The 25717-nt window shown below is 72.5% G+C and carries 26 protein-coding genes; 12 read left to right on the top strand and 14 right to left on the bottom strand.

What is annotated here, in order from left to right:
- Positions 1-76: 76 nt before the first annotated feature.
- The 5 genes from fxsA to ACV530_RS00185 form a co-directional block, all read right to left on the bottom strand.
- The gene (gene fxsA / locus ACV530_RS00165) at positions 77-631 is read right to left on the bottom strand and encodes an FxsA family membrane protein (RefSeq protein WP_494330084.1); all 555 of its coding nucleotides are present in this window, start codon (positions 629-631) and stop codon (positions 77-79) included.
- 32 nt (positions 632-663) lie between these two features.
- Complete coding sequence (locus ACV530_RS00170; RefSeq protein ID WP_494330085.1) at positions 664-1440, bottom strand: polyprenol monophosphomannose synthase; 777 nt, start codon at positions 1438-1440, stop codon at positions 664-666.
- The gene (gene lnt / locus ACV530_RS00175; RefSeq protein WP_494330086.1) at positions 1437-3113 is read right to left on the bottom strand and encodes an apolipoprotein N-acyltransferase; all 1677 of its coding nucleotides are present in this window, start codon (positions 3111-3113) and stop codon (positions 1437-1439) included. The genes ACV530_RS00170 and lnt overlap by 4 nt, the downstream gene beginning before the upstream one ends.
- 457 nt (positions 3114-3570) lie before the next feature.
- Positions 3571-5193 (bottom strand): amidohydrolase, encoded by a 1623-nt coding sequence (locus ACV530_RS00180; protein ID WP_494330087.1) that lies wholly within the window; start codon positions 5191-5193, stop codon positions 3571-3573.
- A 57-nt stretch (positions 5194-5250) separates the two neighbouring features.
- Positions 5251-5694, bottom strand: a complete 444-nt coding sequence (locus ACV530_RS00185) for an Lrp/AsnC family transcriptional regulator (protein ID WP_030365423.1) — start codon at positions 5692-5694, stop codon at positions 5251-5253.
- Positions 5695-5893: 199 nt separating this feature from the next.
- Here ACV530_RS00185 and ACV530_RS00190 point away from each other — a divergent pair, with 199 nt between their 5' ends.
- Positions 5894-6259, top strand: coding sequence for a hypothetical protein (locus ACV530_RS00190; RefSeq protein WP_494330088.1), 366 nt, complete (start codon positions 5894-5896; stop codon positions 6257-6259).
- 103 nt (positions 6260-6362) lie between these two features.
- Positions 6363-7550 (top strand): threonine synthase, encoded by a 1188-nt coding sequence (locus ACV530_RS00195; RefSeq protein WP_494330089.1) that lies wholly within the window; start codon positions 6363-6365, stop codon positions 7548-7550.
- Positions 7551-7555: 5 nt separating this feature from the next.
- Here the strand turns inward: ACV530_RS00195 and ACV530_RS00200 are convergent, their stop codons facing one another.
- From ACV530_RS00200 to ACV530_RS00210, 3 genes are all read right to left on the bottom strand, one after another.
- A complete protein-coding gene (locus ACV530_RS00200; RefSeq protein ID WP_494330090.1) occupies positions 7556-8728 on the bottom strand; it encodes an acyl-CoA dehydrogenase family protein in 1173 nt (390 codons plus the stop codon).
- 277 nt (positions 8729-9005) lie between these two features.
- Positions 9006-9692: a transglycosylase SLT domain-containing protein gene (locus tag ACV530_RS00205; protein WP_494330091.1), complete on the bottom strand. Its 687-nt coding sequence runs from the start codon at positions 9690-9692 to the stop codon at positions 9006-9008.
- Positions 9693-9991: 299 nt separating this feature from the next.
- A complete protein-coding gene (locus ACV530_RS00210) occupies positions 9992-10621 on the bottom strand; it encodes a TetR/AcrR family transcriptional regulator (protein WP_494330092.1) in 630 nt (209 codons plus the stop codon).
- A gap of 86 nt (positions 10622-10707) precedes the next feature.
- Between ACV530_RS00210 and ACV530_RS00215 the strand changes: the two genes are divergently transcribed.
- From ACV530_RS00215 to dhaL, 3 genes are read left to right on the top strand one after another with little or no spacing between them, the layout of a single operon-like run.
- Entirely contained in the window at positions 10708-11328 is a 621-nt protein-coding gene (locus ACV530_RS00215; RefSeq protein ID WP_494330093.1) for a DUF6230 family protein, read from the top strand.
- 14 nt (positions 11329-11342) lie between these two features.
- Positions 11343-12236 (top strand): DUF6114 domain-containing protein, encoded by an 894-nt coding sequence (locus ACV530_RS00220; protein ID WP_494330094.1) that lies wholly within the window; start codon positions 11343-11345, stop codon positions 12234-12236.
- A gap of 37 nt (positions 12237-12273) precedes the next feature.
- Positions 12274-13371 carry a dihydroxyacetone kinase subunit DhaL gene (gene dhaL / locus ACV530_RS00225; protein WP_494330095.1) on the top strand — a complete coding sequence of 366 codons (1098 nt, stop codon included), beginning with the start codon at positions 12274-12276 and terminating at the stop codon, positions 13369-13371.
- A gap of 15 nt (positions 13372-13386) precedes the next feature.
- On the opposite strand, the gene ACV530_RS00230 is transcribed toward dhaL, so the two are convergent.
- Entirely contained in the window at positions 13387-14118 is a 732-nt protein-coding gene (locus ACV530_RS00230) for a PIG-L deacetylase family protein (RefSeq protein WP_494330096.1), read from the bottom strand.
- 107 nt (positions 14119-14225) lie between these two features.
- On the opposite strand from ACV530_RS00230, the gene ACV530_RS00235 reads away from it, so the two are divergent.
- From ACV530_RS00235 to ACV530_RS00245, 3 genes are read left to right on the top strand one after another with little or no spacing between them, the layout of a single operon-like run.
- Positions 14226-15287, top strand: coding sequence for an ABC transporter substrate-binding protein (locus ACV530_RS00235; RefSeq protein ID WP_494330097.1), 1062 nt, complete (start codon positions 14226-14228; stop codon positions 15285-15287).
- Positions 15288-16337, top strand: coding sequence for a FecCD family ABC transporter permease (locus tag ACV530_RS00240; protein ID WP_494330098.1), 1050 nt, complete (start codon positions 15288-15290; stop codon positions 16335-16337). It begins immediately after the preceding gene.
- Entirely contained in the window at positions 16334-17161 is an 828-nt protein-coding gene (locus tag ACV530_RS00245) for an ABC transporter ATP-binding protein (RefSeq protein WP_494330099.1), read from the top strand. The genes ACV530_RS00240 and ACV530_RS00245 overlap by 4 nt, the downstream gene beginning before the upstream one ends.
- Here ACV530_RS00245 and ACV530_RS00250 read toward each other — a convergent pair.
- On the bottom strand, positions 17119-17973 hold the full coding sequence (locus ACV530_RS00250; RefSeq protein WP_494330100.1) for a hypothetical protein: 855 nt from the start codon (positions 17971-17973) through the stop codon (positions 17119-17121). The genes ACV530_RS00245 and ACV530_RS00250 overlap by 43 nt on opposite strands.
- Positions 17974-18196: 223 nt before the next feature.
- Here ACV530_RS00250 and ACV530_RS00255 point away from each other — a divergent pair, with 223 nt between their 5' ends.
- Positions 18197-18709: an SRPBCC family protein gene (locus ACV530_RS00255; protein WP_494330101.1), complete on the top strand. Its 513-nt coding sequence runs from the start codon at positions 18197-18199 to the stop codon at positions 18707-18709.
- Between the two features lie 10 nt (positions 18710-18719).
- On the opposite strand, the gene ACV530_RS00260 is transcribed toward ACV530_RS00255, so the two are convergent.
- The 3 genes from ACV530_RS00260 to ACV530_RS00270 form a co-directional block, all read right to left on the bottom strand.
- Positions 18720-19019 carry a hypothetical protein gene (locus ACV530_RS00260; RefSeq protein WP_494330102.1) on the bottom strand — a complete coding sequence of 100 codons (300 nt, stop codon included), beginning with the start codon at positions 19017-19019 and terminating at the stop codon, positions 18720-18722.
- A gap of 201 nt (positions 19020-19220) precedes the next feature.
- Positions 19221-20144: an L-tyrosine/L-tryptophan isonitrile synthase family protein gene (locus ACV530_RS00265; protein ID WP_494330103.1), complete on the bottom strand. Its 924-nt coding sequence runs from the start codon at positions 20142-20144 to the stop codon at positions 19221-19223.
- 7 nt (positions 20145-20151) lie between these two features.
- On the bottom strand, positions 20152-21387 hold the full coding sequence (locus ACV530_RS00270; protein ID WP_494330104.1) for a cytochrome P450 family protein: 1236 nt from the start codon (positions 21385-21387) through the stop codon (positions 20152-20154).
- A gap of 221 nt (positions 21388-21608) precedes the next feature.
- Here ACV530_RS00270 and ACV530_RS00275 point away from each other — a divergent pair, with 221 nt between their 5' ends.
- From ACV530_RS00275 to ACV530_RS00285, 3 genes are read left to right on the top strand one after another with little or no spacing between them, the layout of a single operon-like run.
- Positions 21609-21812, top strand: coding sequence for a hypothetical protein (locus tag ACV530_RS00275; RefSeq protein ID WP_494330105.1), 204 nt, complete (start codon positions 21609-21611; stop codon positions 21810-21812).
- Positions 21812-24100 (top strand): heavy metal translocating P-type ATPase, encoded by a 2289-nt coding sequence (locus tag ACV530_RS00280; protein ID WP_494330106.1) that lies wholly within the window; start codon positions 21812-21814, stop codon positions 24098-24100. The genes ACV530_RS00275 and ACV530_RS00280 overlap by 1 nt, the downstream gene beginning before the upstream one ends.
- Positions 24097-24579, top strand: a complete 483-nt coding sequence (locus ACV530_RS00285) for a copper chaperone PCu(A)C (protein WP_494330107.1) — start codon at positions 24097-24099, stop codon at positions 24577-24579. Before ACV530_RS00280 ends, ACV530_RS00285 begins: the two co-directional genes overlap by 4 nt.
- Before the next feature lie 15 nt (positions 24580-24594).
- Here the strand turns inward: ACV530_RS00285 and ACV530_RS00290 are convergent, their stop codons facing one another.
- Positions 24595-25671, bottom strand: a complete 1077-nt coding sequence (locus tag ACV530_RS00290) for a methyltransferase (RefSeq protein ID WP_494330108.1) — start codon at positions 25669-25671, stop codon at positions 24595-24597.
- Between the last annotated feature and the right edge of the window lie 46 nt (positions 25672-25717).

A 25717-nucleotide genomic window follows, 5' to 3' on the forward strand; every position in this document is an offset into this window, starting at 1 on the left:
CCCCCCACCCCCCCCCCCCCCCCCCCCCCCCCCCCCCCCCCCCCCCCGGGCCCTTTATGTGCTCGTACTCCCCGGTTCAGCGCGGCAGTTGGGGGTCGTCGTGCCGTGCCGCGGGCGGCGCGTCGTCCTGGACGACCTCGCCCTGGATCACCACGCCGTCGGCCGTGTGCGTACGGGCCTGCCGGAAGGCGTCACCGAGCGGGCCGGCGGCGGGGCGGTTCAGCAGGCGCTCCGCGCGCTTGCGCACCAGCGCCCGCGTCGGGGGGAAGAGGCACAGCAGGCCCGCCGCGTCGGAGAGCAGGCCCGGCAGCATCAGCAGCAGCCCGCCGAGCATCGTCAGGCCGTTGCCGCCGCTGTCCGGCGTGCTCCCCGGGGCGACGCCGCCGGACTGGAGGGACTGCGCCAGGCTCTGCCAGGCCCGGCGCCCGGCCCGCTTGATCACGACCGAGCCGGCCAGCACCCCGCCGGCCAGCAGCAGGAACACGGTGAACCCGCCTGCCGCATCGGCCACCAGAATCAGCAGCCAGATCTCCACGAGCGCCCACACGGCCACGGCGAGCGGAATGATCCTGCGCTTACGGCCCCGTTGCGGCGGACGGGCGTTCTCGGTCTGCTGCGTTCCGAACGTCATGCCTCAAGTGTGCCTGGACGGCGCCGGAACCCTTACCGGCCCAGCGCCTTGCCGGCCTTGGCCACCTTGGCCACCCGGGAGCCGACGCCCCAGGAGGTGACCCTCCACAGCGCCTCGGCGACGATGTCGCGGCTCATCTTGCTGTCGCCCAGCGCCCGCTCGACGAAGGTGATGGGCACCTCCACGACGTGGAACCCGGCCTTGACCGCGCGCCAGGCGAGGTCGACCTGGAAGCAGTAGCCCTGCGATGCCACCTCGTCCATGCCCAGTCCCTCCAGGGTCTCCCGGCGGAAGGCCCGGTAGCCGCCGGTGACGTCGCGCAGGGGCACGTCGAGCATCAGACGGGAGTAGGTGGAGCCGCCGCGGGAGAGGAACTCGCGCGACTTCGGCCAGTTCACCACGCGCCCGCCGGGCACCCAGCGGGAACCGAGCACCAGGTCGGCGCCCTTGAGCGCGGTGAGCAGCCGGGGCAGCTCCTCCGGCTGGTGGGAGCCGTCGGCGTCCATCTCCACCAGCACGCCGTAGCCGTTGTCCAGGCCCCAGCGGAAGCCCGCCAGGTAGGCGGCGCCCAGGCCTTCCTTGCCCTTGCGGTGCAGCACCTTGACGTGGTCGTCGTCGGCCGCGAGCTCGTCCGCGAGCTTGCCGGTGCCGTCGGGGCTGTTGTCGTCGGCGACGAGGATGTGCGCCTCCGGCACGGCCTTGCGCACCCGGGCGACGATGGGCCCGATGTTCTCCGCCTCGTTGTAGGTCGGAATGATCACCAAGGTCGTGCCGAGCGGACCGAATCGCCGCTGACCACCGTCGTTCACTGGTTCCCCTTCGTTTCCTGACGCCCTCGGCGGACCGGCAGGATCGCGGCCGCGCAGGACAGAAGCCCCACGATAGCGAGCACCCATTCGGGAGCCGCACCCACTCGGTCGGCCATCGTGGTGCCGTCCCGAAGCGGAATCCGGGCATTGAGGACCTGGCGGGTGAACTCCGGCGCCCGCTGCTCGACTTTGCCGTCCGGGCCGACGACGGCGCTGATGCCGCTGGTGGCAGCGGTGACCACGGCACGGCCGTGCTCGACGGCACGCAGCCGGGACATCGCGAGCTGCTGCTCGGGCTGGTCGCTTCGGCCGAAAGTCGCGTTGTTCGTCTGCACGACGAGCGCCCGGGCCCCGGCCCGCACCGTCTCGTGCACGATCTCGTCGTAGGCGATCTCGAAGCAGATGACATCGCCGAGCCGGGCCGGGCCGACCTGCATCACGCCGGTGTGGTCGCCGGGGTAGAAGTCGCGGGGCACCCGCTGGAGCCGCGAGATGACCTTGCTCAGCTCGTCGCGGAAGGGCACGTACTCGCCGAACGGCACGGGGTGCTGCTTGGTGTACGAGGCGCCGGGGCCGGTCCGCGGGTCCCAGACGATGCCCTCGTTGAAGACGTAGCCCGGCTTCGAGGGGTGGTCGACGAGCGCGCCGACGAGGACGGGGACCCCGACCGCCTTGACGGCCTCGTCTATGCGGGCGTACGCCTCGGCGTCCTTGAACGGGTCGAGGTCGGAGGAGTTCTCCGGCCAGATCACGAGGTCGGGCCGGGGTGCGCGGCCGGCCTTGATGTCCCGGGCCAGCTGGAGGGTCGCGTTGACGTGGTTGTTGAGGATCATCATGGGGCGGCCGAGGAAGTCCATGCCGGGCTTCTGGACGTCGCCCTGGACGACCGCGATGTTCACGGTGTCGTCGGCCTTGGTGGGCACGGGCACCGCGTACCCGGCGAAGGTGACGGCCACGGCCAGCGCCGCCGTCTCGAGCACGGGCAGCACGGCCCGGGGGCTCCTGCCGCCGCCCGCGGCGCGCAGCCGCGCGAGGCCCACGGCGGCGAAGGCGAGCAGCGCCCCCGCGAGGGCCACGGCGAAGGTGACCAGCGGGGCGCCGCCGAGCGCGGCCAGCGGCGTGAACGGCGAGGCGGTGTTCGCGAAGGCGAGCCGCCCCCAGGGGAAGCCGCCGAACGGCAGCCGGTCCCTGGCCCACTCCTCGGTCACCCACAGGCAGGCCGCCCACAACGGCCAGACACGCAGCCGCGAGGTGCGGGCGAGCCCGGCGCCGAGCGCGGCGAGGAACAGCGACTCCGCCACGGAGAGCCCGAACACCGCGTCATAGCCGACGACGTTCAGCCAGCGCAGCAGCAGGAAGAAGAACGGCAGCCCGAGGACGAAACCGCTCCAGGCGCCCTGGCGGGCGCTGCGGCCGTAGGTCAGCAGGCTGAGCACGGCGACGGCGGCCAGGGACAGGGGCCACAGGTCGTACGGCGGGAAGGCGAACGACAGCACCACGCCGCTCACGGCGGCGACGCCGGTGCGCAGCGCTTCCCGGCGGGCGAGGGCGGCCAGGCGCGTCAGACGGCCGGGCCGGGCCGCGGACGGCGCGGGCTCGGTGGCCGGGGAGGACGCCGACGGCTCGGCGGCGGTGTGGGAACCCGAGGGCACGGTCGGGGCCTTCCTGGTCATGCAGTGGTAGAGGCGACCGTACCCCGAGGGCGGCGTGGGGCGCTGCCGGGGTGCACCAGGACAGGACTGCGGGTGGGGCGCGGTGTCCTTCGGGCCGACCCCGGAACCGCTGGCTGCGGTTACCCAAGCCGTTGTCTACTGAACGTCCGGGCCCCACCCGGGTCTCACCTGCCGGCGGCGGAACTTCCCTCGCCCCCGTGCGCTGGACCTGGCTCCCAGTGGCGGTGCCCGGTTCCCGGTGCACCGCCCCATGGCCCAGCGGCGTGCGACGACTGCGTGGAGGTTCCCCGGTCGGACGTCCTGTGGTGGACTCGCCGAACCTACCCGCCGCCGCCCGCACCCTGTCAACAGCCGCTTGACCTGCGTCGTTATGCCAAATCAGCAGGTCAGTACGGAGAGGGCGCCACGGGGCGACAGGCCGAGGGGACGCCGATCGGCGGTACGCGCCGCCGCCCCGTCACTCGTTCGGCCCGGCGTGGATCGTGCGCCCCGCCACCACCGTGCGGACGCAGACGGGCAGTTGGGCTCCCGGCGTGAGGTCCGGCAGGCCCGGTGTCCCCGAGCGCGGGTCGGTGGACCAGTTGGCGACCCGGTTGTCCGGCACCTGCACCACCAGGTCCCCGGCCTCCCACACGGCGTAGTCCGCGGGTGCTCCCGGCACCAGGACACCGGCGTCGTCCCGGCCGATCGCCCGCCAGCCGCCGCGCGTGTGCGCGGTGAAGGCGGCGCGCGCCGAGATCCGGTGCTCGGGCGTGCGGTGGAAGGCGGCGGCCCGGACGGTCCCCCAGGGGTCGAGCGGGGTCACGGGGCTGTCGGAGCCGAGCGCCAGCGGTACGCCCGCGCGCAGCAGGGCGGCGTACGGGTTGAGGGTGCGGGCCCGCTCGCGGCCCAGCCGCCGGGCGTACATCCCGTCCTCGCCGCCCCACGCCGCGTCGAAGGCGGGCTGGACGGAGGCGGTCAGGGCGAACTCGGCGAAGGCGGCGACGTGTTCGGGGGTCAGCATCTCGGCGTGCTCGACCCGGTGCCGGGCAGCGCGCACCCGGGCGAGGCCGAGCCGGTCCGCGGCGGCGCGCACGCCCTCGACGACCGAGGTGACCGCGGCGTCGCCGATGGCGTGGAAGCCCGCCTGGACGCCCGCCTCGGTGCACGCGGCGACGTGCGCGGCGACGGCAGCCGCGTCGAGGTACTCCGTGCCGGTGCCGTGCGCGGCGTCGGCGTACGGCTCGTGGAGGCACGCGGTGTGCGAGCCCAGCGAGCCGTCCACGAAGAGGTCGCCCGCCGCGCCGTGCGCACCGAGCTCGCGCACCTTCTGCGCCTCGTTCGCGGACGTGAACGCCTCGCCCCAGTAGCCGACGACCCGGGGGCCGGGCTCCTCGGCCGCGAGGCGCAGCAGCGCGGTGAGGTCGTCGGCGCCGGAGACCACCGGCCCGGCGCACTCGTGGACGGAGCCGATGCCGAGCGAGGCCGCGCGAGCGAGCGCGGCGCGCTGCGCCTCGGCGCGCTGCGCGGGGGTGATGCCCGCGTGCGCGACGGCGCGCACGGCGTGGTGGGCGTCGGCGGTGAGCGGCCCGTCCGGGGTGTGCCCGCGCAGGCCGGTGACGCCCGGGACGAGGTCGAGCAGGGCGGTGGTGACGACGGCGGAGTGGACGTCGACGCGGGTGAGGTAGAGCGGGCGGCCGCCGGCGGCCTCGTCGAGCTCCGCCCGGGACGGCGGGCGCTGCTCGGGCCAGGCGGAGGCGTCCCAGCCGTGGCCGATCAGCACCCGGTCGCCGGGCCGGGCCGCGGCGTACGCCCGCACGCGGCCGAGCGCCTCGGCGAGGTCGCGGGCGCCGGCGAGGCTGAGGCCGGTGAGCGCGAGCCCGGTGGCGGTGGTGTGCACATGCGCATCGGTGAACGCGGGGGTGACGAGGCGGCCCCCGAGGTCGACGATCTCGTCCACCCCGTCCGCGAAGGAGTCGGCCGCGCCCTCGGAGCCGACCCAGGCGACGGCGCCGCGCTCGACGACCATGGCGGTGGCGAAGGGGTCGGCCGGGCTGTGGACGGTGCCGTTGCGCAACAGCACGGTGCGGGGTTCGCTCATGGGGTCAGTCTCCCCCGTGGCCGCGGAGCCCCGGCGGCCGCCCCCATCGGACACCCCCTAGCCCACGCGCGGCGGGCGCGCCTCGTACGGGGTGGAGAGCACGATCGTGGTCCGGGTGGAGACGCCCGCCAGCGAACGGATCCGGGCGAGCAGGTGCTCCAGCTCCAGAGGTGTGGCGACCCGCACCTTCAGGATGTAGTTCTCGTCACCCGCCACACTGTGGCAGGCCTCGATCTCGGGGATCTCCGCCAGCCGGTCGGCGATGTCGTCGGGAGCGCTGGGGTCGAACGGCTTCACCGAGATGAACGCGGTCAGCGGCAGCCCGACGGCCTCGGGGTCGACCACCGCCGCATAGCCGCGGATGACGCCGCGCTGCTCGAGCCGGCGCACCCGCTGGTGCACCGCCGATGTGGACAGGCCGGTGGCCTTGCCCAGGTCGGTGTAGCTCATCCGCCCGTCCTTGACGAGCAGTTCCACGATCTCTCTGTCCAACTCCTCCACACGGATCAACCTACTGGGTCCGCGCGTGCCCGGCACAGTCGGCGCCCCCGCGGGCGCACGGGACGCGTGACGAATGCCACACGTGTGCACCTGTGTCCCCCCGGGCAGGGCGATTACCCGGCCGCACGCGAGGGAAGTGCTTGCTGTGGCCAAGGCCGACATGCACGCCTGGCCGGTCCATCCGAGGGGGAGAAACACGATGCCCAGCCTGGAACGCCTCGACCACGAGGGCGACAGCAGCCAGTACGGGACCGACGAGATGGCTGAGATCACCGCGATGTTCCGGGTCACCTGCCCGGACTGCGCGCGTCCCATCGCGCTCCTCGCGGACGAGGAGGCGCTCCCCGAGCACGCACTGTGCCCGTCCCCGTGGAACCCGTTCGGCCTCACGGTCTGCCCGGGCTCGGGCTGCTCCGTCGAGCTCACCGAGCCGGTCGACGAGTCGCTCGACGCCCACGAGTTGGACACGGCGCTGCTGCTGACCCTGCCCGAGAGCCTGGACTGGCGCACCCAGCCGTTCTCGCACATCGGCGGCCCCGGCTCGCGCCCGCTGCGCGTGCAGTGACGCGCTCCTCGTCCTGACACCCGGGCCCCGTTAACGTACGGGGCCCTACGCCTTATCGGCTGTTACATTCGGGGCTTCTGCCGTGCTGCCCCGAGGAGTTGACATGCCGGTTTCCCTGCCGCCTCTGCACTGTCCGCGCTGCACCACCGTGGCCGAGGACCTCTCCGGCTGTGCCGTCTGCCGCGCGGAGGGCATCGGCGCCAACCCGGTGCCGCCGCTCGCCGACCTGACCGGGCTCACGCTCGACGGCTACCCGGGCGGCCCCTGGGGCTGGCCCTCCGCCCTCCCCGTCCCCGGCCCGCCGGTGGCCCTGGGCGAGAGCGCCACCCCCAACATCCCGCTGCCGCAGGCGGATTGCGGCGAGCTGTTCGTGAAGTACGAGGGCGCCAACCCGACCGGCTCCCACAAGGACCGCGCCATGTCCGTCGGCGCCGCGGCGGCGCTGGCCTCCGGTGCGGACACGGTGGCCGCCGCCTCGTCCGGCAACGCCGCCGCGGCCGCTGCCGCTTACGCCGCCCGGGCCGGGCTGCGCTGCGTCGTGTTCACCACGGACAAGGTGCCCGCTCCGCTGCGCGCGCAGATCGACGCGCTGGGCGCGGTACGGGTCGTACGGGACGGCTTCGACGCGCGGAACGCGGCGATGCGGGAGGCCGTCGAGCGGCTCGGCTGGTACCCGCTGACCGCCTTCACCTCCCCGCGCCCGGGCGGCAACGCCTACGCCAACGAGGGCTACAAGTCGGTCGCTTACGAGATCGCCCGCGACTTCGGCGACACCGTCGACGCGGTGGTCGTGCCGACCAGCCGCGCCGACCTGCTCTCCGGCATCGCCCGCGGCTTCCGCGAACTGCGCACGGCGGGGCTGCTGGCCCGTACGCCCCGGCTGGTCGTCGCCGAGCCCGCCGCCGCGGCGCCGTTCACCGCCGCCCTCGCGCACACGGACCGGGCGGCGCAGGAGCGGACGACCGTGGTCCAGGGGGCGTCCCCCGCCTTCTCGCTCGGCGAGGAAGCCCCCAGCTGGCAGGGCCTGGACGCCCTGTGGCAGTCGGACGGCACCGCGATCGCCGTCCCCGCCGAGGAGTTCATGGCGGAGCATCGCGCGCTGGGCGCGCAGGGCGTCTTCCTCGAGCCGTCCTCGGCGGTGGGCGTCGCCGCCGCGCGCCGGTGGCTTCGCGCACACGGCGGCCGGGTCGTCACGATCGGCACGGCGACCGGGCTCAAGGACATCGCGAGCGCGGCCCCCGCCGGGGACGCGGCCGACCGCATCCCCGAACTGGCCGAGCTGACGCGCTGATCGCGTCAGCGGGACTCGGGTCCCGCGAGGTGCCGGGCGACGACCATGCGCTGGATCTGGTTCGTCCCCTCCACGATCTGCAGCACCTTGGCCTCGCGCATATAGCGCTCCGCCGGGAAGTCCGCCGTGTAGCCGTAACCGCCCATGAGCTGCACGGCGTCCGTGGTCACCCGCATCCCGGCGTCCGTGCAGAACAGCTTGGCCATGGCCGCCTGCTTCGAGAACGGCAGCCCCTGGTCGCGCAGTCGGGCCGCCGCCAGGTACAGCGCGCGGCCGGCCTCGATCTGTGTCCCCATGTCCGCGATCATGAAGCGCAGGCCCTGGAAGTCGGCGAGCGGATGGCCGAACTGCCGCCGCTGCCGCACGAATGCGAGCGCCTCGTCCAGGGCCGCCTGTGCCACTCCGATCGCGCAGGCGGCGATGCCGAGCCGCCCGGAGTCGAGTGCGGACAGCGCGATCGAGAAGCCCTGCCCCTCCTCGCCGATCAGGCGGGCGTTCGGCACCCGCACTCCGTCGAAGTGCACCTGCGCGGTGGGCGAGCCCTTCATCCCCATCTTCCGCTCGGGCGCCGCGGCGGACAGCCCGGGCGCGTCGCCGGGGACGAGGAACGCCGTGATGCCGTGCGGCCCTTCACCGCCCGTACGCGCCAGCACGGTGTAGAAGTCGGCGATCCCGCCGTGGGTGATCCATGCCTTGGTGCCCTCGAGGGTCCATGTGTCGCCCTCGCGCGTCGCCCGGGTGCGCAGCGACGCCGCGTCCGACCCCGACGACGGCTCAGACAGGCAGTACGCGCCCAGCAGTCCGCCGCCGAGCATCGCGGGCAGGTGCTCCGCCTGCTGGGTCTTGGTGCCGTAGCCCGCGAGCGCGTGGCAGGCGAGGGTGTGGACGCTCACGCCGAGCCCCACCGTCAGCCGCGCGGCGGCCAGTTCCTCCAGCACCTGGAGGTAGACCTCGTACGGCTGGCCGCCGCCCCCGAACTCCTCGGCGTACGGCAGCGCCAGCAGCCCCGACTCCGACAGCAGGGTGAACAGTTGCCGCGGGAAGTGCCCCTCGGCCTCCTCCTCGGCGGCCTTCGGCCTGATCTCCCTCACCACGAGATCGCGTACCAGCGCGATCAGATCGCGGGCTTCCTCGGTGGGCAACTGACGCTCCACCGGCTGCGGGCCGTGCTCGGTCATGTCGGCGGCTCTCCTCCCGTGTCGGGCGCTGGGATGGCGGCGGCCAAAGGGGTGTCGGCGCCGTCACCGGAACTGCCCAGTCGATGGTCACGTGCCGGGTCGCGGAATGGTGTGACCTGCGGCTGTGGCGGGTTGGAGTATGCCCGATCGGCGGGCGGACGTCACTGGTTGACAGCGATCTTGAGGGGGCCGTAGGGGGCAAGTACGCGAAAGGGCGGCACATCCGGTGTTCCGGATGTGCCGCCCTTTGTACTGTCCGTCCGCGGGTCGGTGCGGGTCAGTAGGCGGAGTTGACGTTGTCCATCGAGCCGTAGGTCTTGGCCGCGTAGTTGCAGGAGGCCACGATGTTGGCGACCGGGTCGTAGATGTCCCAGGACGTGCCCTCGACATGGAACGCCTTGAACGTCGGGTCGATGATCTGCAGCAGACCCTTCGACGGGATACCGGCCTGGGCATTGACGTCCCAGCCGTTGACCGCCTGCGGGTTACCGGTCGACTCACGCATGATGTTGCGCTTCAGACCCTCGTACGAACCCGGGATGCCCTTAGCCTTCATGATGTCCAGCGCCTGGCTGATCCAGCCGTCCAGGTTGTCGCCGTACGCCTTCGGCGCAGCAGCGGCCGGGGCGGCCACGGGGGCGGCCTTGACGGGCTTGCGGGCCTCGGAACGGCTCGCGGCCTGCGCGGCACGGTCCTTCTCCGCGGCCTTGCCGGCCTTGACGGCCCGCGCGTCGGCCTTGGCCTTGGCGGCATCCGCGTCAGCCTGGCGGGACAGCTCGCCCTGGTCCTGCGTGGCGAAGGTCTTGGTGTTCCAGGCGACCGGCTTGACAGTGGCGGCCTGGGCCGAGCCCGCACCGCCCACCACCGCGAACGCCACCGCGGCGGCACCGGCCGCGGCCATACCGGCAGCGGAGAACTTGTGGACCTTGGTCAGACGGGTATAGCCAGAGTGAGTGGAACGCATGAGCGGAAACGAAACCTTCCAGTCGCTTGTGCCGCAGCGGCCGGAAGTAACTCCGGCACCAAAGAAGCGCCGCGTCTCGATCCGACGGCGCCCTGCGACTCAGCCATTGTTAGCGGCCCGAAAACCCCCTGACAAAGGGTGTGACCTACGACCCCGCCTCGTGGAACCCACCCCCACAACCCCAAAAAATGTCCGATTTACCCCGCAATGGGGCCACGACACGACATCGTAAGTGACGCGCGTCTCATGAGCGGCCTCACGCCGGGAAGCCCTCCAGCTCACCCGACGTGAGCACACGACTACGGCTGACGCACCGGTGCCGGGTACTCCGGCGCGTACTCCTCGACGGCCCGCAGCGCGTCGCCCAGCCCCCGTACCAGCAGTGCGCACACCGCCTCCCGGTCCGGTTCCCGGCGGCCCAGCCAGTCGAGCGCGACGCCCTCCACGCTCGACAGCCAGCCGATCAGTGCCGTGCGCGCGATCGGCGGGATGTCCGAGCGTCCCCATGCCCCCTGGGCGATGGCGGCGAGCAGCTGCTCGCGCGCCCGGTCGCGGATCGCGAGCACCTCCGTGTCGAAGCCGACACCGCCGGTGACGATGGTGCGGTACGCCGCCTGGTGGTGCTGCGCGTAGCGCAGGTAGCCGTCGACGGTGCGCTGGACGCGTTCGACGGGCGGCAGGTCGTGCGTGGAGACGGCGCGGGCGATCAGCTCGGTCACCGCGTCCTCGATGACCGCGAGGTAGTAGCCGCGCTTGTTCGTGAAGTAGTAGTAGACGAGCCCCTTCGCGACTCCCGCCTGGCGGGCTATGTCGTCCATCGACAGGGCGTCGTAGGAGGTGTCGGCGAACAACTTCCGCCCGATCGCGATGAGTTCGGCCCGGCGGGCCTGTGCTCGCTCCGTGCTGCCGCTCTGTTGACTCTTGTTCAAATTCGGCCCTAGTCTCCAACTGCCGGATATCCGCAGCAGTATCGCGCAGCAACTGCAGACCACGCACTCTCTTGCGGGAGGAAGCCGTGAGCGGAAAGTCCAACGGAAGCAGCCTGCCCGAAGGCAGAACCGCCTGGAGAAGAACGGCTCTGGTCGCACTACCGGCCGTGCTCGCGGTGGGCGGCATGGCGACGGCCATGGCGGAGGGGGTGCTCGCCGCGTCGTTCGCGGTGTCGGGGGCCCACTTCCAGGTGTCGTCGGGGCGGCTGACGAGCAAGGGACTGGCGTCGTTCGTACAGACGGACCACTCGGTGGACGGCAAGGGGCACTCGGTCGCCCTGCTGGGCATCGGGGACGCGAGGCTCAGCGACATCTGCCAGGCGGCGGTCGTCCCCACGCCGCTCGGCGACGTGACGTTCAAGCTCACGGCGGGCGGGGACGCCGGCGAGGTGACGGCGAGCCGTCTCGTCATCGACGGCGAGGACCTGGTCGGGGACGCCGACTTCGGCAGCGCACAGATCGGCCGGGACGCCTCGACGCTCGACCAGGTGCCGGGCACCAAGGGCGAGGCGGGCCGGTTCGGCCTCCAGGCCGGGGACGTCACGGTGGCGGGGGTGCGCTCGCACGCCTGGTCGGCGACCGGGGGCAACTTCCACCTCAAGGGGCTGAAGTTGAACGTGCACCTGGGCGGCAAGCAGTGCTTCTGAGGGAGGCAGTGCTTGTGAGGAAGGCAGCGCTTCTGAGGAAGGACGGCCGCCGCCGGTTCCGTACCTGGCGGCGGACCCGGCCCTTCTGGGCCGGGCTGCTGCTCGTGCTCGGCGGGACCGAGCTGGTGACGGTCCCGCTGGCACCGCTGACGGTGCTGGTCAGCCTGGGGCTGGGCGGGCTGGCGGCGATCGGGATCGGGCTGGCGCTCGTCGTCGCGGGGCTGTTCCTGTGGTTCGTACCGTCGGCGCGGCACTACGTCAGCGTCAACGCGCTGATCCTGTCGGTGCTTTCCTTCGCGGCGACGAACCTGGGCGGGTTCCTCATCGGCATGGCGCTCGGGATCGCGGGCAGCGCGATGGGGTTCGGCTGGACGCCCAGGGGCGACCGGACGCTCTCCGTCGTGCTGCCGCTCGCCCTGCTCGCCGCGGTGAACGGACCGACAGCGGGCCGTGCGGAGGCGGCCGGACGCGCCGGTGACGTGCACGCCGCGGCCGTACCGCCCACCGTCACGGCGTCGCGCTTCGCACCCCACGGCTTCTCGCTGGCCGGCATCGGCCGGATCCCCACGGCCAGGGGCCCGCTGAAGGTGCTCGTCCTGAGGATGAGCGCGGCCTCGCTCAGCGACTACCGGCTGAGGACACACGACGGCGGGAACGAACTCGACCTGGGCGCACGCAAGTTGGACCTCACGGGCGACGTGACGCTCTATCTCAAGGAGTTCCGCGGCTGCATCGAGGGGCTCCTCTGCGTCACCTTCTCCCCCGACGGCCTGCCCGCGCCACCCGTGATCCCGCCGTTCGTCTACATGACCGATGTCCACGCCGAGCAGGCCCTCGTCACCTCCGATCTCATCGGCGCCGAAGGGCTCGTCCTCAGGGCCACCGGCACCGGGACGGCACTACGCTGAGGCCGCGCAGCCGTACCCAGCGAAGGAGTCCGCCGCCATGACCGCCGCCCCGCTCGACCTGGCCTTCTTCCAGCGCTTCGTGGACCGTGCCACGCGCGTCATCATCGCCCAGGCGGCGTATCTGACCGACCTCGACGCCGCCATCGGCGACGCCGACCACGGCGCGAACCTCAAGCGCGGCTTCGCCTCCGTCGCCGAGTCCGTGGCCGCCGAGCACCCGGCGAGCCCGGGGGCGCTGCTGACCACCGTGGGCGTGCACCTGACCAACACCGTGGGCGGTGCGTCGGGACCGCTGTACGGCACGGTGCTGCGCCGAATGGGCAAGGTGCTGGGCGACAGCGAGACCGTCACGGCCGAGGCACTCGGCGAGGCGCTGTCCGCAGCCGTGGCGAGCGTACGCAGGCTCGGCGACGCGGGGCCCGGCGACAAGACGATGGTGGACGCGCTCCAGCCGGCCGCCGACGCGTACGCCGCCGCCCTCGCGTCGGGCGGCGATGCGACGGCGGCGCTCGACGCGGCGGCACAGGCGGCTCGCAACGGCGCGGAGGCGACGATTCCGCTCCAGGCCCGGCGGGGCCGGGCCAGCTACCTCGGCGAGCGCAGCATCGGCCACCAGGACCCGGGGGCCACCTCCTCGGCGATGCTGGTCACCGCACTGTACGAGGCCACCGACCCCTCGCTGTGCGCCGTGGAGCCCGAGGGGGCGGCGGCGCAGGAGGAAGAGGAGCAGCAGCCCAAGGCGGCGCGCGTCGGCATCGTCCTGGTCTCGCACAGCCGTGAGCTGGCCGCCGCGACGGCCGAACTCGCCGGGGCCCTGTCCGGCACCGGCTCCCCCTCCCCCGTCACCACGGCCGGCGGTCTGCCGGACGGCTCCGTCGGCACCAGCGCCACGCTGATCCGCAAGGCGGTCGAGGCCGCCGACGAGGGTGCGGGCGTGGTGGTCGTGTGCGACATGGGCAGCGCCGTCCTCACGGTCAAGGAGCTGCTGGCCGCGCACGAGCTGAAGAACGCGCGCATCGCGGACGCCCCCTTCGTCGAGGGCGCCGTCGCGGCCGTCGTCACGGCGTCGGCCGGCGGGGACCTGGCCGCGGTGATGGCCGCGGCCGACGAGGCCCGTTCGTACCGGAAGCTCTGATCTGTCTTTTGACCGTCAGCGGGCGAACAGCTCGAAGGCGACGCCCGGCCGCCCGCCGAACCGCTCCGCGACACCGGCCATGTTGCCCTCGAGGAAGGAGCGGCAGTAGCGCTCCGGCTCCTCCTCTGTGAGCGCCTCGATGTAGGTGCGGTGGCACAGCAGTGACCGTACGGCCCGGTCGAGGCCCGCGCGGGCGTCGACGGCGTGGGTGGGCTGCGGGGAGCCCGCGACGGCGACGTAGCGCACGCCGTCCCAGGGTGTCAGGCCCTCCTGGGTGAGCTCGGGGAAGATCCAGCGGTTGCCCGCGTCGGCGACGGCGTCGAGGGCTGCGCGGCCGACGGCCCGGTGGTCGGGGGTGTTCCAGGCGACGCCGTGCCAGGTGTCGTGGTGGTTGAGGGTGATGACGAGCTCGGGCCGGTGGCGGCGGATGGCGGCGGCGAAGTCGCGGCGCAGCGCGGTGCCGTACTCGATGACACCGTCGCGGTGGCCGAGGAACTCGACGGTGTCCACGCCGACGGCGGCGGCGCTCTCCCGCTGTTCGCGTTCCCGCAGCGGTCCGGCCTCGACGGGGTCGAGGTGGTCGATGCCCGCCTCGCCGACCGTGGCCAGGACGTACGCGCACTCGCGCCCGTCGTCGAGCCAGGTGGCGATGGCGGCCGCGGCACCGTACTCGAGGTCGTCGGGGTGGGCGACGATCGCGAGCGCGCGGCGCCAGTCGGTGGGCATCTCGCGGAGCTGATCGGTCATGGGCGAAATCATCGCACTGCCCGGGAACTCGGCGGGTGTTCGGCCCGACTACTGTTCCGGGCCCGCGTCTGCGGTCCCGTGCACAACGAGTTCCTGGAGTGTTTCTGATGCGCCCTCGTGCGTGGTGCGGCGTGCTGGCCGCGGTGGCCCTGTCGGCGACGGCCTGTGGCGGAGGTGGCGGCGGCGAGGAGAAGAGCTCCGCCGACACGCAGGCCGCGGGCGGCGGCTTCCCGGTGACGGTCAGCGACTGCATGGGGGCGAAGACGACGTTCGATTCGGCGCCGAAGAAGATCGTCACCAGCAATGCCTCGGGCCTCGAGCTGCTGATGTGGCTGGGCGCCGGCGACCGGGTGGCGGGTACGGGCTTCCCGCCCGGCAAGGGCGCGGTGCCGCAGCAGTTCGCCGGGCAGACGGCGAAGGTGCCGGTGCTGGGCAAGACGGTGATACCGAAGGAGAAGCTGCTGGCTTCGGGCGCCGACCTGTACGTCGACTCCTTCTCCTCCATGAAGAACATGGGCAAGATGGGCGACGCCCCGACGCCCGAGGAGTTCAAGGCCGCCGGCATCAAGCACGTCTTCCTCAAGTCGACGGCGTGCGCGGCGATGAACAAGTCCCCGCGCACGGACCTGTCCGGCGTGGAGTCCGACATCGAGGAGCTCGGCAAGGTGACCGGCACCTCGAAGCGGGCCGCCGAACTGGTCGAGGGGATGCGGAAGAAGACGGGCGAGGTGCGCGACGCGCTCAAGTCCGTGCCGCAGGACAAGCGGCCCACGTACTTCCTCTTCGACTACGACGCGGGCACCAAGCAGCCGATGGCCGTGTGCAACCGGCAGGTCGCCAACGGGGTCATGACCGAGGCCGGCGCGCGCAACGTGTTCGCGGACTGCGACGGCGACTTCAAGCCCGTCGGCTGGGAGGACGTCGTGGCGAAGAACCCGGACTGGATCCAGCTCGCCGTGCGCAACCGCGGCAGCGAGGAGGCCAACCGCAAGGCCTTCGACGAGGCGGCGGACTTCCTCAAGTCCTTCCCCGCGACCAAGGACCTCAAGGCGGTCAAGGAGGGGCACTTCCTGCGCATCGGCTCCGAGCGCACCACGATCGGCGGGGTCCGCAGCGCGGACACGGTCCGCGAGATCGCGCACACGCTGTACCCGGACCGGGTCAAGTAAATGGCCGCGGTCGCCGCGGACAGGGAACGACAGCCGCGCACAGTCCTGTTCGCGGCCGTACTGGGCATCGCCCTGCTGCTGGCACTGATCGCCTCGGTGTGCCTGGGCTCGACCCGGGTGCCGCTGGGGGACGTGTGGTCGGCGGTGACGCGCGGGGTGACCGGCGAGTCCCCGGCGCCGGGCACACACGACCTGATCGTGTGGCGCCTGCGGGTGCCGCGCGCACTGCTGGCGGCCGTGGTGGGCGCGGGCCTGGGCCTGGTCGGCACGGCCGTCCAGGCTCTGGTCCGCAACCCGCTGGCGGATCCGTACCTGTTGGGCATCTCGAGCGGGGCATCGCTCGGCGCGGTCTCGGCGATCGTGCTGGGCGCGGGGGCGGGCGGGGTGCTCGGACTGGGCCTGTCCTCGGCCGCGTTCGCCGGTGCGCTCGCCTCCTTCGCCCTGGTGTGGGCCGTGGCCCGGCGCGGCGGAGGGTTCTCGCCGCTGCGGCTGGTGCTGGCGGGGGTGGGGATCGGGCAGTTCCTGTCCGGCTTCACCCACTACCTGGTGCTCCAGGCCGGTGACGACCAGCAGACGCACGGCGTGCTGTTCTGGCTGATGGGCTCCCTCGGCGGAGCGCAGTGGCAGACACTCGGCGTCCCCGCCGCAGCAGTCCTGCTGGGTTTCATCGCACTGTTGGCCCGAGCCCGTGCGCTCAACGCGCTGCTGATGGGCGACGAGACGGCAGCCGGCCTCGGCGTCGAGGTGGCCCGGCTGCGGCGCGAACTGTTCGTCGTCACCAGCGTGTTGACGGGCGTCCTGGTGTCGGTCTCCGGTGCCATCGGCTTCGTGGGCCTGATGGTGCCCCACGCATGCCGCATGGTGGTGGGCGGCGACCACCGCCGACTCCTGCCGATGTCGGCGCTGTTCGGCGCCGTCCTCCTGGTCGTCGTCGACCTGGTCGCCCGTACCGCGCTGCCCGACCAGGAGCTTCCGGTAGGTGTGGTCACCGCGCTGATCGGCGCGCCGACGCTGCTGTATCTGCTGGACCGACGTCTGGAGCGGTCATGAGGACCTCCGTCGAGGATCTGCAAGTCGTCCTGTCCGGACGCACCGTCGTCGACGGCGTCCGGATCGTCGCCGAGGAAGGGGAGATCACCGGCATCGTCGGCCCCAACGGCAGCGGCAAGTCGACGGTCCTGCGCACCGTCTACCGCCATCTGCGCCCGCATGCCGGGCGCGTCCTGGTAGGCGATACGGACGTCCGCACGCTCACGGCCGCGCAGTCCGCCCGCCGGGTGGCGGCGCTGCCGCAGGAGCGGGGCACGGACTTCGAGCTGTCGGTCCACGAGGTCGTCGCGATGGGACGGACGCCCTACAAGCGGGCGTTCGCCGGCGAGGACGACACGGACCGCGACACGGTGGCGGCGGCCCTGGCCCAGGTCGGCATGACCGGCTCGGCTCGCCGCCGCTTCTCCGCCCTGTCCGGCGGCGAACGCCAGCGCGTACTGCTGGCCCGCGCGCTCGCCCAGAACCCGAAGGTCCTCGTCCTGGACGAGCCCACGAACCACCTCGACGTACGCCACCAGGTCGAACTCCTCACCCTCCTCCGCGCCCAGCGCCGCACGACCCTGCTCTCCCTGCACGACCTCAACGCGGCCGCCTCGGTCTGCGACCGGCTGCACGTCCTGCACGACGGCACAGTGGTGGCCTCCGGCACGCCGCGCGAGGTGCTGACACCGGAGCTGCTGGCGGAGGTGTTCGGGGTACGGGCCGCGGTGGTGGAACACCCGCTCACGGGCGACCCGTTGATCGCTTTCGACCATCGGGAGGCGGTGGGGGCGCCGGAGGCTCACGGGGGCAATGGGGTCGTGCGGATGAAGGACATGCCGTAGTAGTTGCCTTGCCAGATGTCCGCGCCGCTGACGTACATGGCGTTCCAGGAGTGCCAACGCAGGTACGCGATGAACTTGGTCCCGGAGCTGCCTCCCATAAGGATTCCGCTGAGCGGGTCGCGCTGCCGGGACAGCGACCATCGGCCGAAGTCGGCGTTCGGGAAGTTGGCGCCGAACGTCGCGTTGCGGTCGAGGTCGCGCAGGGTGAACTCAATCTGCGTGCCTTCGCTGTTGCGGTAGCGCCTGACCCGCAGTTGGGCGTTCCGGCCGTCTATGTTCCCGTTGTAGTACGCCTCGTCATTGGGCTGACCGAACCAGTCGTTGAAGTCGCGGAAGCCGCGGCCTGCGGCGAAGGGCGGGGCGACGGTGGAACGGCAGAAGGCGAAGGAGTAACTGTCGTTGCCCCAGACGCTCGTGCCGGAGAGGTAGTCGGTGTTCCAGGTGTGGACGAGGAGGCTGGGCCAGCTGAGAGTGCTGGGCCCGGTGAGGGTGATGTTGCGGATCTCGTGGGCATCCTGGGGAACGTCCCGGACGACGCCACTGTACGTCTCGCCACGCTCCTCCTCGACGAAGGTCAGGAAGAGCGTGTAGTCGCTGCTGCGCGGCTGCGGTCGGACGACGATCTGCAAGCCGGCCCGGCGGCCGTCGTACGCTCCGTTCCACGTGCCGTGGAAGGCCCAGACGTCCTGGAACGTGCCGGCTGCGGCGGCCTCCGTGGCGGACCCGCCCACCGCGAGCGCCGTGCCTGCGGCGAGGGCGGCGCCCGTGGCTCTCCTGAGGGCCGTGCGGCGGGATATCGGTTGGGGTTCCATGGGACACCTCCGGTTGAGGGGGGCTCCCATCGTGGAAGGGACGGGCGGCTTCCGGCGCCCGAAATCCCGCCAACTCGGCGGCTCAGGCTGTCGGCAACCCCAGCCCGTAGAACGCGGGTGACGTCTGGATGCGTCAGTCGCCCGCGCGGTGCATACGCACCCGCTACCGTACCGGTGAGTAGGAGCCGGGACGGCCGTCCTGCACGGTGCGAGGGGAGAGGGCATGGAGCGGCAGTGGAGACTGGAGGAGAGCACGGTCGTCGACGCGCCGCCGGCAGTCGTCTACCGGCTGGTGTCGGACCTGCGGAACATGGGGCGTTGGAGCTCGGAGTGCCGGTCCGTGTGGGTGCTGCGGACTCCGGTGAGAACGGGAACGCGGTTCATCGGGTTGAACCGGCGCGGGCCGTTCGTCTGGTTCACCCTAGGGTGCGTGACCCAGGCGCGTCAGGACAGCGAGTTCGCCTTTGACGTCAGCGTCTTCGGACTGCCGATTGCCCGTTGGGGCTACAGGTTCGAGCCGGAGGGCACGGCGACCCGGATCACCGAGTTCTGGCAGGACCTGCGGATCGACGGGTGGCGGGCCAGGGGAGCTGACCTGCTCGGGACTGTCTTCGCCGGGACGAACCCCGCCCGCCGGGTCGCACTCAACCGGGCCGGCATGCGAACCACTCTCGCACGCATCGCGCAGACCGCAGCGGCAGGCCGGCGGGCGGGTCTGTCAAGACCGCATAGCTGATCGGAGACGCTCAGTGAAGGACGACGTTGTGGGCTGGCGTGACGTCCGGCCGGAGGTGCCCGTAACCCAGGTCGGAGATGACCGGGCCCAGGATCTCGGCGAAGGCCCCGAACGCCTCCGGGGACTCCCACACATCGGTGACCCGCCAACCGCCCCCGACGGGACCGGCGATGTGGGCGAGCAGCCCGGGCACGGGCAGGTCTCCGGGTGAGGTGAAGTCGCGGCCGCCGGTGAGCCGACGGGTACAGGTGTCGTACAACTTCTGTCCTGCGGCTGCGTCCTGGAGGTCGAAGGTGACGATGATGGCCATGGCCGGGTGCTCCTGTTCGTTGTCCGCCGGGCTCGGCGAATGCCGCCCCACGGTCTCGCCGCGGCAACGCCGGCGGTAATACGTACGGGGCGGCTCGTCGGGAGCATCAGGAGCGGACCCGCACCTGGCGGGCGCGGTGCCAGTACAACGTGCTCGATCCGTGTGAACAGGGCGCTGCCGAGAGGCAGTCCGGGGCAGCCCCTACCCCGCCACGTAGTGGCTCGGCCGCCCGTCCCGCAGGACGAGCCGCCCCACCCGTTCCGCATCCGCACGCCGCATCAGCCGCGCCTCCCCCTCCGCCGTGCGCAGCACCGCCGTGTGCCACGGCGTGGCCCACGCGTCGCCGGACTCCAGCAGCCGGATGCCGAACTTCGCCGCCCCCAGCGCCTGCGGATGGATCGACAGCCGCACGGACTGCGGATGCCACGCGGCGATCAGGTCGCCCCACGCACGGCTGCGGGCGATGACCCCGTACGCCCGCTCCCGGCACGCCCGTTGCAGTGCCGAGCGCGACCCTGCGAAGTCGGCGGTGTCCTCGACGAGGAAGCGTGTGATGCCCCGGTAGAGGCGGGCCGTCTCCTCGTCCGCGCGGGTCTGCTCCCGCAGTTCCGCGAGCGGCGGGGCGAAGGCGTCGGTGACCAGGGCGCGCTTGGTGTCGTACGGCAGGTCGCCATGGACGTCGCGGAGGTCGAAGAGGTCGAGGTGACGCAGGCCTTCGCCGTCGATCAGGGCGCGCAGTGCGTCCCCGTACGCGTCGATGTGGTCGTCGGGGACGTTGATGAGGTCGCCGAAGATGTGGCCGTCCGAGCAGATGACCATGCGCGCCCCGGGCTCGTATATCTCGCCGATGCGGGCGCAGAGGCGGTCGAGGAAGGCGAGGGAGAGACGCTCGCCCTCGTCGGGGAGGTGGCCCAGGACCTTCGCGGGGTTCGGGGACTTGCAGGGGAAGCCCGGCAGGGTGAACACGACCGGCTCGCCCGCGTCCGTGAACTGTCGTATCTGGTCGAGCTGTTCGGGGTGGTCGGCGGGGTCCGGGGATGCCGGGCCGGTGGTGCGGTGGTGGGGCAGCAGGAGGCCCAGGATGCGGGTCTCGACGGGGGCTGCGACGGCGGTTGTTGAAGACATGCTGGGGTCATCCACGGGAGCGAGGGCACACGGGTCGGTCGAAGGCGACGGGCAGCTCGGCCGTGCCGCGGCCGAGGACGGCGGGGATCCAGGAGAGTTCCTCGTCGGGGACGGCGAGGCGCAGGCCCGGGAGGCGGCCGAGCAAGGTGCCGAGCGCGACCTGGAGTTCGATGCGGGCGAGGGCCGCGCCGGGGCAGAAGTGGACGCCGTGCCCGAAGGCGAGGTGGGGGCCCTGCGCCCGGTCGAGGTCGAGGGTGTCGGGGTCGGGGAACCGCTCGGGGTCGCGGTTGGCGGCGCACAGGGAGACGATCACGGAGTCGCCGGCCGGGACACGGGTGCCGTGCAGGTCGGCGTCCTCGGCGAGGAAGCGCCACGTGGTGAGCTCGAAGGCGCTGTCGAGGCGGAGTAGTTCCTCGACGGCGGCAGGCATCAGCTCCGGTTCGGCCCGCAGCCGCGACAAGGCCTCCGGGTGGCGGAACAGGGACACCAGGGCGGTGGTGATCTGGTTGGTGACGGGCTCCTGCCCGGCCACGAGCAGCTGGAAGATGATGGAGTCCAGCTCTTCCGCGGTCAGTTCGCCCTCGTCACGGGCGGCGACCAGACGGCCCAGGAGTCCGTCGCCCGGTTCGGCCACCACGTCCGCGATGTAGCCCTGGAGCCCGCGCAGCAGCGCCTCGTAGGCGGGCCGCCGGGGGTCGGTGGGGCCGACGGGCGCCACGACGCCGCCCCACTCGCGCCGGAAGCGGGCGGCGAGGTGCGGGGGCAGGCCGATGACCTCGGCGAGCACCTGGAAGGGGAAGCGGGCGGCGAAGCAGCGCACCAGGTCGGCGGTGTCCGCCTCCTCGGGCATGGCGTCCACGAGCGCGTCGGCCATCTCCTGGAAGCGCGGCCGCAGTTCCTCGACGCGGCGCGGGGCGAACGCGTCGGTGATCAGGCGGCGCATCGCCGTGTGCTTCGGCGCGTCCTGGTGCAGGAGGTGCACCTGGAGCTGGGAGTGCTGCGGCTCGGGCATGATCGAGGCGCGCTCGCGCCAGCGGTCGTTGCCGAGGGAGTGGTTCTTGCCGAGGCGGGGGTCGGCGAGGGTGCGCTGGGCCGCGGCGTGGCCGGTCACCAGCCAGGCGGTGACCCCGCTGGGGAACAGCACCCGGTGGATGGGCCCGGCCTCGCGCATCCGCGCGTAGAGCGGGTACGGATCGCGCTTGTACGCGGAACCGCTCAGGGGTACGGGGTCGGGCAGCGGCATGGTGACGGTCTCCTCGCGATGTCATGGACCCTGAGGAAGTCGTACGGTGCGGGGAACGAGTTCCCGGACATTTGTTCCGGTTGCCCGGCACCTTCCCCGTAATCCTCAGGTAGTCGGCCGGGAGGGCCCGCTGGTTCCCGAGGGCGAAAGGGACAATCCTCACGCGCCGTACGGGCGGCGCGGGTTGTGGATCGCGCGCGCCGCCGTGCCACGATGCGTCGATGACCGCACGTCACCCTCTCAGTCCGTACGCAGCACTGATCGGCTTCGTCCTGCTGCTGGCCGCGCTCTTCGGCGTCGCGTACGCCGCCGGGTCCGCCGCGGGCCCCGTCGCCCCCGGCATGCACCGCACCGGCGGTGGCTCCGGCGGCGGATCGGGCGGCTCCGGCGGCGGCATGGACGACATGCCGGGGATGGACCACTGATGACCACCACCGCCACGGCACCGTCCACATCCACGTCCACCGCCGAGACCGAGCTGATCGTCGGCGGCATGACCTGCGCGGCATGCGTCGCCCGCATCGAGAAGAAGCTCGGGCGGCTGGAGGGCGTGACCGCGAGCGTCAACCTCGCCACCGGCCGGGCACGCATCAGCCACCCGCCGGAGGTGACCGCCGACGAGCTGATGGCCGTCGTCGTGGGCGCGGGCTTCACCGCCGCGCTGCCGGAGCCCGAGCGGGCCGAGGAGCCGGACGCGCCGCAGACGGCGCAGGCCACGCCGCGGCTGCTGGTCACGGCCGTGCTGTCGGTGCCGGTGCTGGTCCTGTCCATGGTCCCCGCCCTGCAGTTCCGCAACTGGCAGTGGCTGTGCTTCGTCCTCGCCAGCCAGGTCGCGGTGTGGTGCGCGTGGCCCTTCCACGAGCGGGCCCTGCGTGGGCTGCGGCACTCGACGGCCACCATGGACACGCTGGTCTCCCTCGGCGTCCTGGCTTCGTACTCCTGGTCGGTGTACGCGCTGTTCTTCGGTGACGCGGGGGAACCGGGCATGCGGATGCCGTTCTCGCTGACGCCCTCGGCGATGGGCGGCACGGCGGACGTGTACCTGGAGGCGGTGGTCGGCGTACCGCTGTTCGTCCTGGTCGGCCGGAAGCTGGAGGCCAGGGCGCGGCAGGGTACGGGCTCGGCCCTGCGGGCGCTCGCCTCGCTCGCCGCCAAGGACGTCGTCGTGCGGGCGACGGACGGGTCCGAACGCCGCATCCCCATCGAGCAGTTGCGGGTCGGCGACCACTTCGTCGTACGGCCCGGCGAGCGCGTCGCGACCGACGGCGTGGTGATGTCGGGCAGCTCGGCGCTGGACCTGTCCCTGGTGACGGGCGAGAGCGCACCCGTGGAGGCCGAGCCCGGCACGGCCGTGATCGGCGGCGCCGTCAACTCCGGCGGCGTACTGGAGGTACGGGCCGAGGCGGTCGGCGCGGACACCCAACTCGCCCGGATCGCAAAGCTGGTGGAGGACGCGCAGACCGGCAAGGCGCGCGTGCAGCGCATCGCCGACGCCGTCGCGGGCGTCTTCGTCCCGGCGGTCCTCACGGTCGCGGTCACCGTGCTCGGCTTCTGGCTGGGCGCGGGCGCGACGCCGCAGGCCGCGGTCACGGCGGCGGTCGCGGTGCTCGTCGTCGCCTGCCCCTGCGCGCTGGGCCTCGCGACCCCCACGGCCCTGCTGGCCGCCACGGGCCGGGGCGCGGGCCTCGGGATCCTGGTGCGCGGGCCGCAAGCGCTCGAGGGACTGCGCCGCGTGGACACGGTCGTCCTGGACAAGACGGGCACGCTGACCACCGGTTCGATGACGGTCACGGACGTGACCGCCCTCCCCGACGACGGCATCGGCCGCGACGTGGCCCTGCGCCTGGCGGCAGCGGCCGAGGCGGCCTCGGAGCACCCCGTGGGCCGCGCGATCCACGCCCACGCGCTGGAGCGGACGGACGCCGAACCGCTGCCGCCCGCCGAGGAGTTCACGGCCACCCCGGGTGTGGGCGTCAAGGCCGTCGTATCGGGACGGACCGTCGAGGTCGTACGCCCCGACGGCACCCTGCCCGAGGCGCTGGAGCAGGCGGCCCGGCGGGCCGGCGAGGAGGGGCGGACGGTCGTCGTCGTCCGCGTGGACGGCACGGCCAAGGCCGTGATCGCCCTCGGCGACACCGTACGGGCCGGAAGCTACCGCGCCGTCGACCACCTCAAGCGGCTCGGCCTGCGCCCCGTGCTCGCCACGGGCGACGGCGAGGCAGCGGCCAACGCCGTCGCCGCCGAGCTCGGCATCACCGAGGTGCACGCCCGGGCCACGCCCGAGGACAAGGCCGCGCTCGTGAGCGGCCTGCGTGCGGAGGGCCACCGCGTCGCCGTCATCGGCGACGGCGTCAACGACACCGCCGCGCTGGCGGGCGCGGACCTGGGCATCGCCATGGGCAGCGGCACCGACGCGGCCATCGGCGCGGCGGACGTCACGCTGGTCCGCGAGGACATGAGCGCCCTCGCGGACGCGGTGCGCCTCGCCCGGCGCACCGCGGTGACCGTACGGTCCAACCTCGCCTGGGCCTTCGGCTACAACCTGGTCACCGTGCCGCTCGCCGCCGTCGGCCTGCTGAACCCCATGCTCGCCGCGGCGGCGATGTCCGCCAGCTCGCTCCTGGTCGTGGGCAACAGCCTGCGGCTGCGCGGCTGGCAGCCGGTGCCGGCCCGCGGCCGGAAGACCACATCTGGAAGGAAGAACGGCCGATGAAGGACTCCCTGCTGCGCACCGCACGGGCGGCGCTCGTGCCGGTCGCCGCCTGCGCCGTGACGCTGGGCGCCCTCGGCGCCTGGACGGCCTCCGGCGCGGCGGGCCGCCCGGCGGCGGTGACGGTCTCGGACGCCCGGGTGCTGCTCCCCTTCGGCACCGACGACACCGCGGCGTTCGTCCGGCTGGACAACGACGGCGACGAGGACGACGAACTCGTCGACGTGGCCGTGCCGGCGGCGGAACACTCCATGCTCAGCCGCACGGTGACCAGGAACGGCGTGGGCCACATGGAAATGGCGTCCTCCGCGCCGGTCCCGGCCCACGGCTCGCTGTCGATGTCCCCCCACGACCTCGACATCATGATCTCCGGCCCGCCCCGCCTCCGCCTCGGCGACCGTCTTCCGCTCACCCTCACGTTCCGCAAGAGCGGCACGATCCGTACGGAGGCGAGGGTCGTACGACCCGGCAACACCTCCTAGCCGGGGCACGCGCCATCAGACGGGAACGGCCTCGATCAGGGACATCCCGATCGGTCCGGGCACGGGCGTCACTTCGGTGACCCGGAATCCGGACGCGGACAGCAGTGCCCGGAAGTCGTCCACGGTGCGTTCCCGGCCGCCGAGAGTGACCAGTACGTGGAGGTCCATCAGGCAGGCGAACGTGGCGAACGTATCGCTCGACAAGTCGGCGGACGGCGTGGGCCGTTCGGCCCGTTCCGGCTGCACGAGATCGATGAGCAGCAGCCGGCCGCTCGGGGGCATGGTCCGACGGCAGTTGTCGAGGACGGTGCGGCTGCGCTCGTCGTCCCAGTCATGGATGACGTTCTTGAGGACATAGAGATCCCCGCCTTCCGGGACCGAGACGAAGAAGTCGCCGGTGCGCACCTCGCAGCGGTTCGCGACGCCCGCCTCCTTGAGCGTCTGCGGTGCGGCCGCCGCCCCGGTCGGGCTGTCGTACACGATCCCCTTCGACCGCGGCGCCGCGCTCAGGATCGCGGCCAGCAGGGTGCCTTCGCCCCCACCGAGGTCGACGATCGTCCGGAACCGGGAGAAGTCGTACGTCCGCAGGATTTCGGGGGCGATGATCCGGGTGTTCTTGCTCATGGTCTCGTTGACGTGCCGGGACAGCTCCGGCCTCTGCGCCACGTACTCGAAATAGCCCATGCCGAATGCCCGGTCGAAGGCGGGTTCGCCGGTGCGGATGCTATAGGGCAGTTCGCCCCACGCCCGCCGCATCTCCTCGCCGAGGAACATGCTCGCGGACGGATACACCGAGCCGGGGACATCGGACCGCAGCAGCGTCCCGGCCGAGGTCAGCGCGAAACGGCCGGGCGCGGGCTCATGGGTGATCCCGACACTGCACAGCGCACGCAGCAGCCTGGTCACCGACAGCGCGTGCGTGCCGGTCTCCGCCGCCAGTTCCTCACCGGTTCGCGCGCCGTCGCCCAGGTGGTCGGCGAGCTTGTAGTGAATAACCGTGGTGATCAGCGCCGATGACATATGCCCCCAGATAAGGGGGTACAGCACAAGCCATTCGTCGCGTAACTCGACAGGATCATTCGAATTCGACATCGCGCCCTCCCGTTTCCGATGAGAACACTCTGACTCCAGCTGCTCG

This window comes from Streptomyces sp. SX-6 (genome assembly GCF_059089585.1).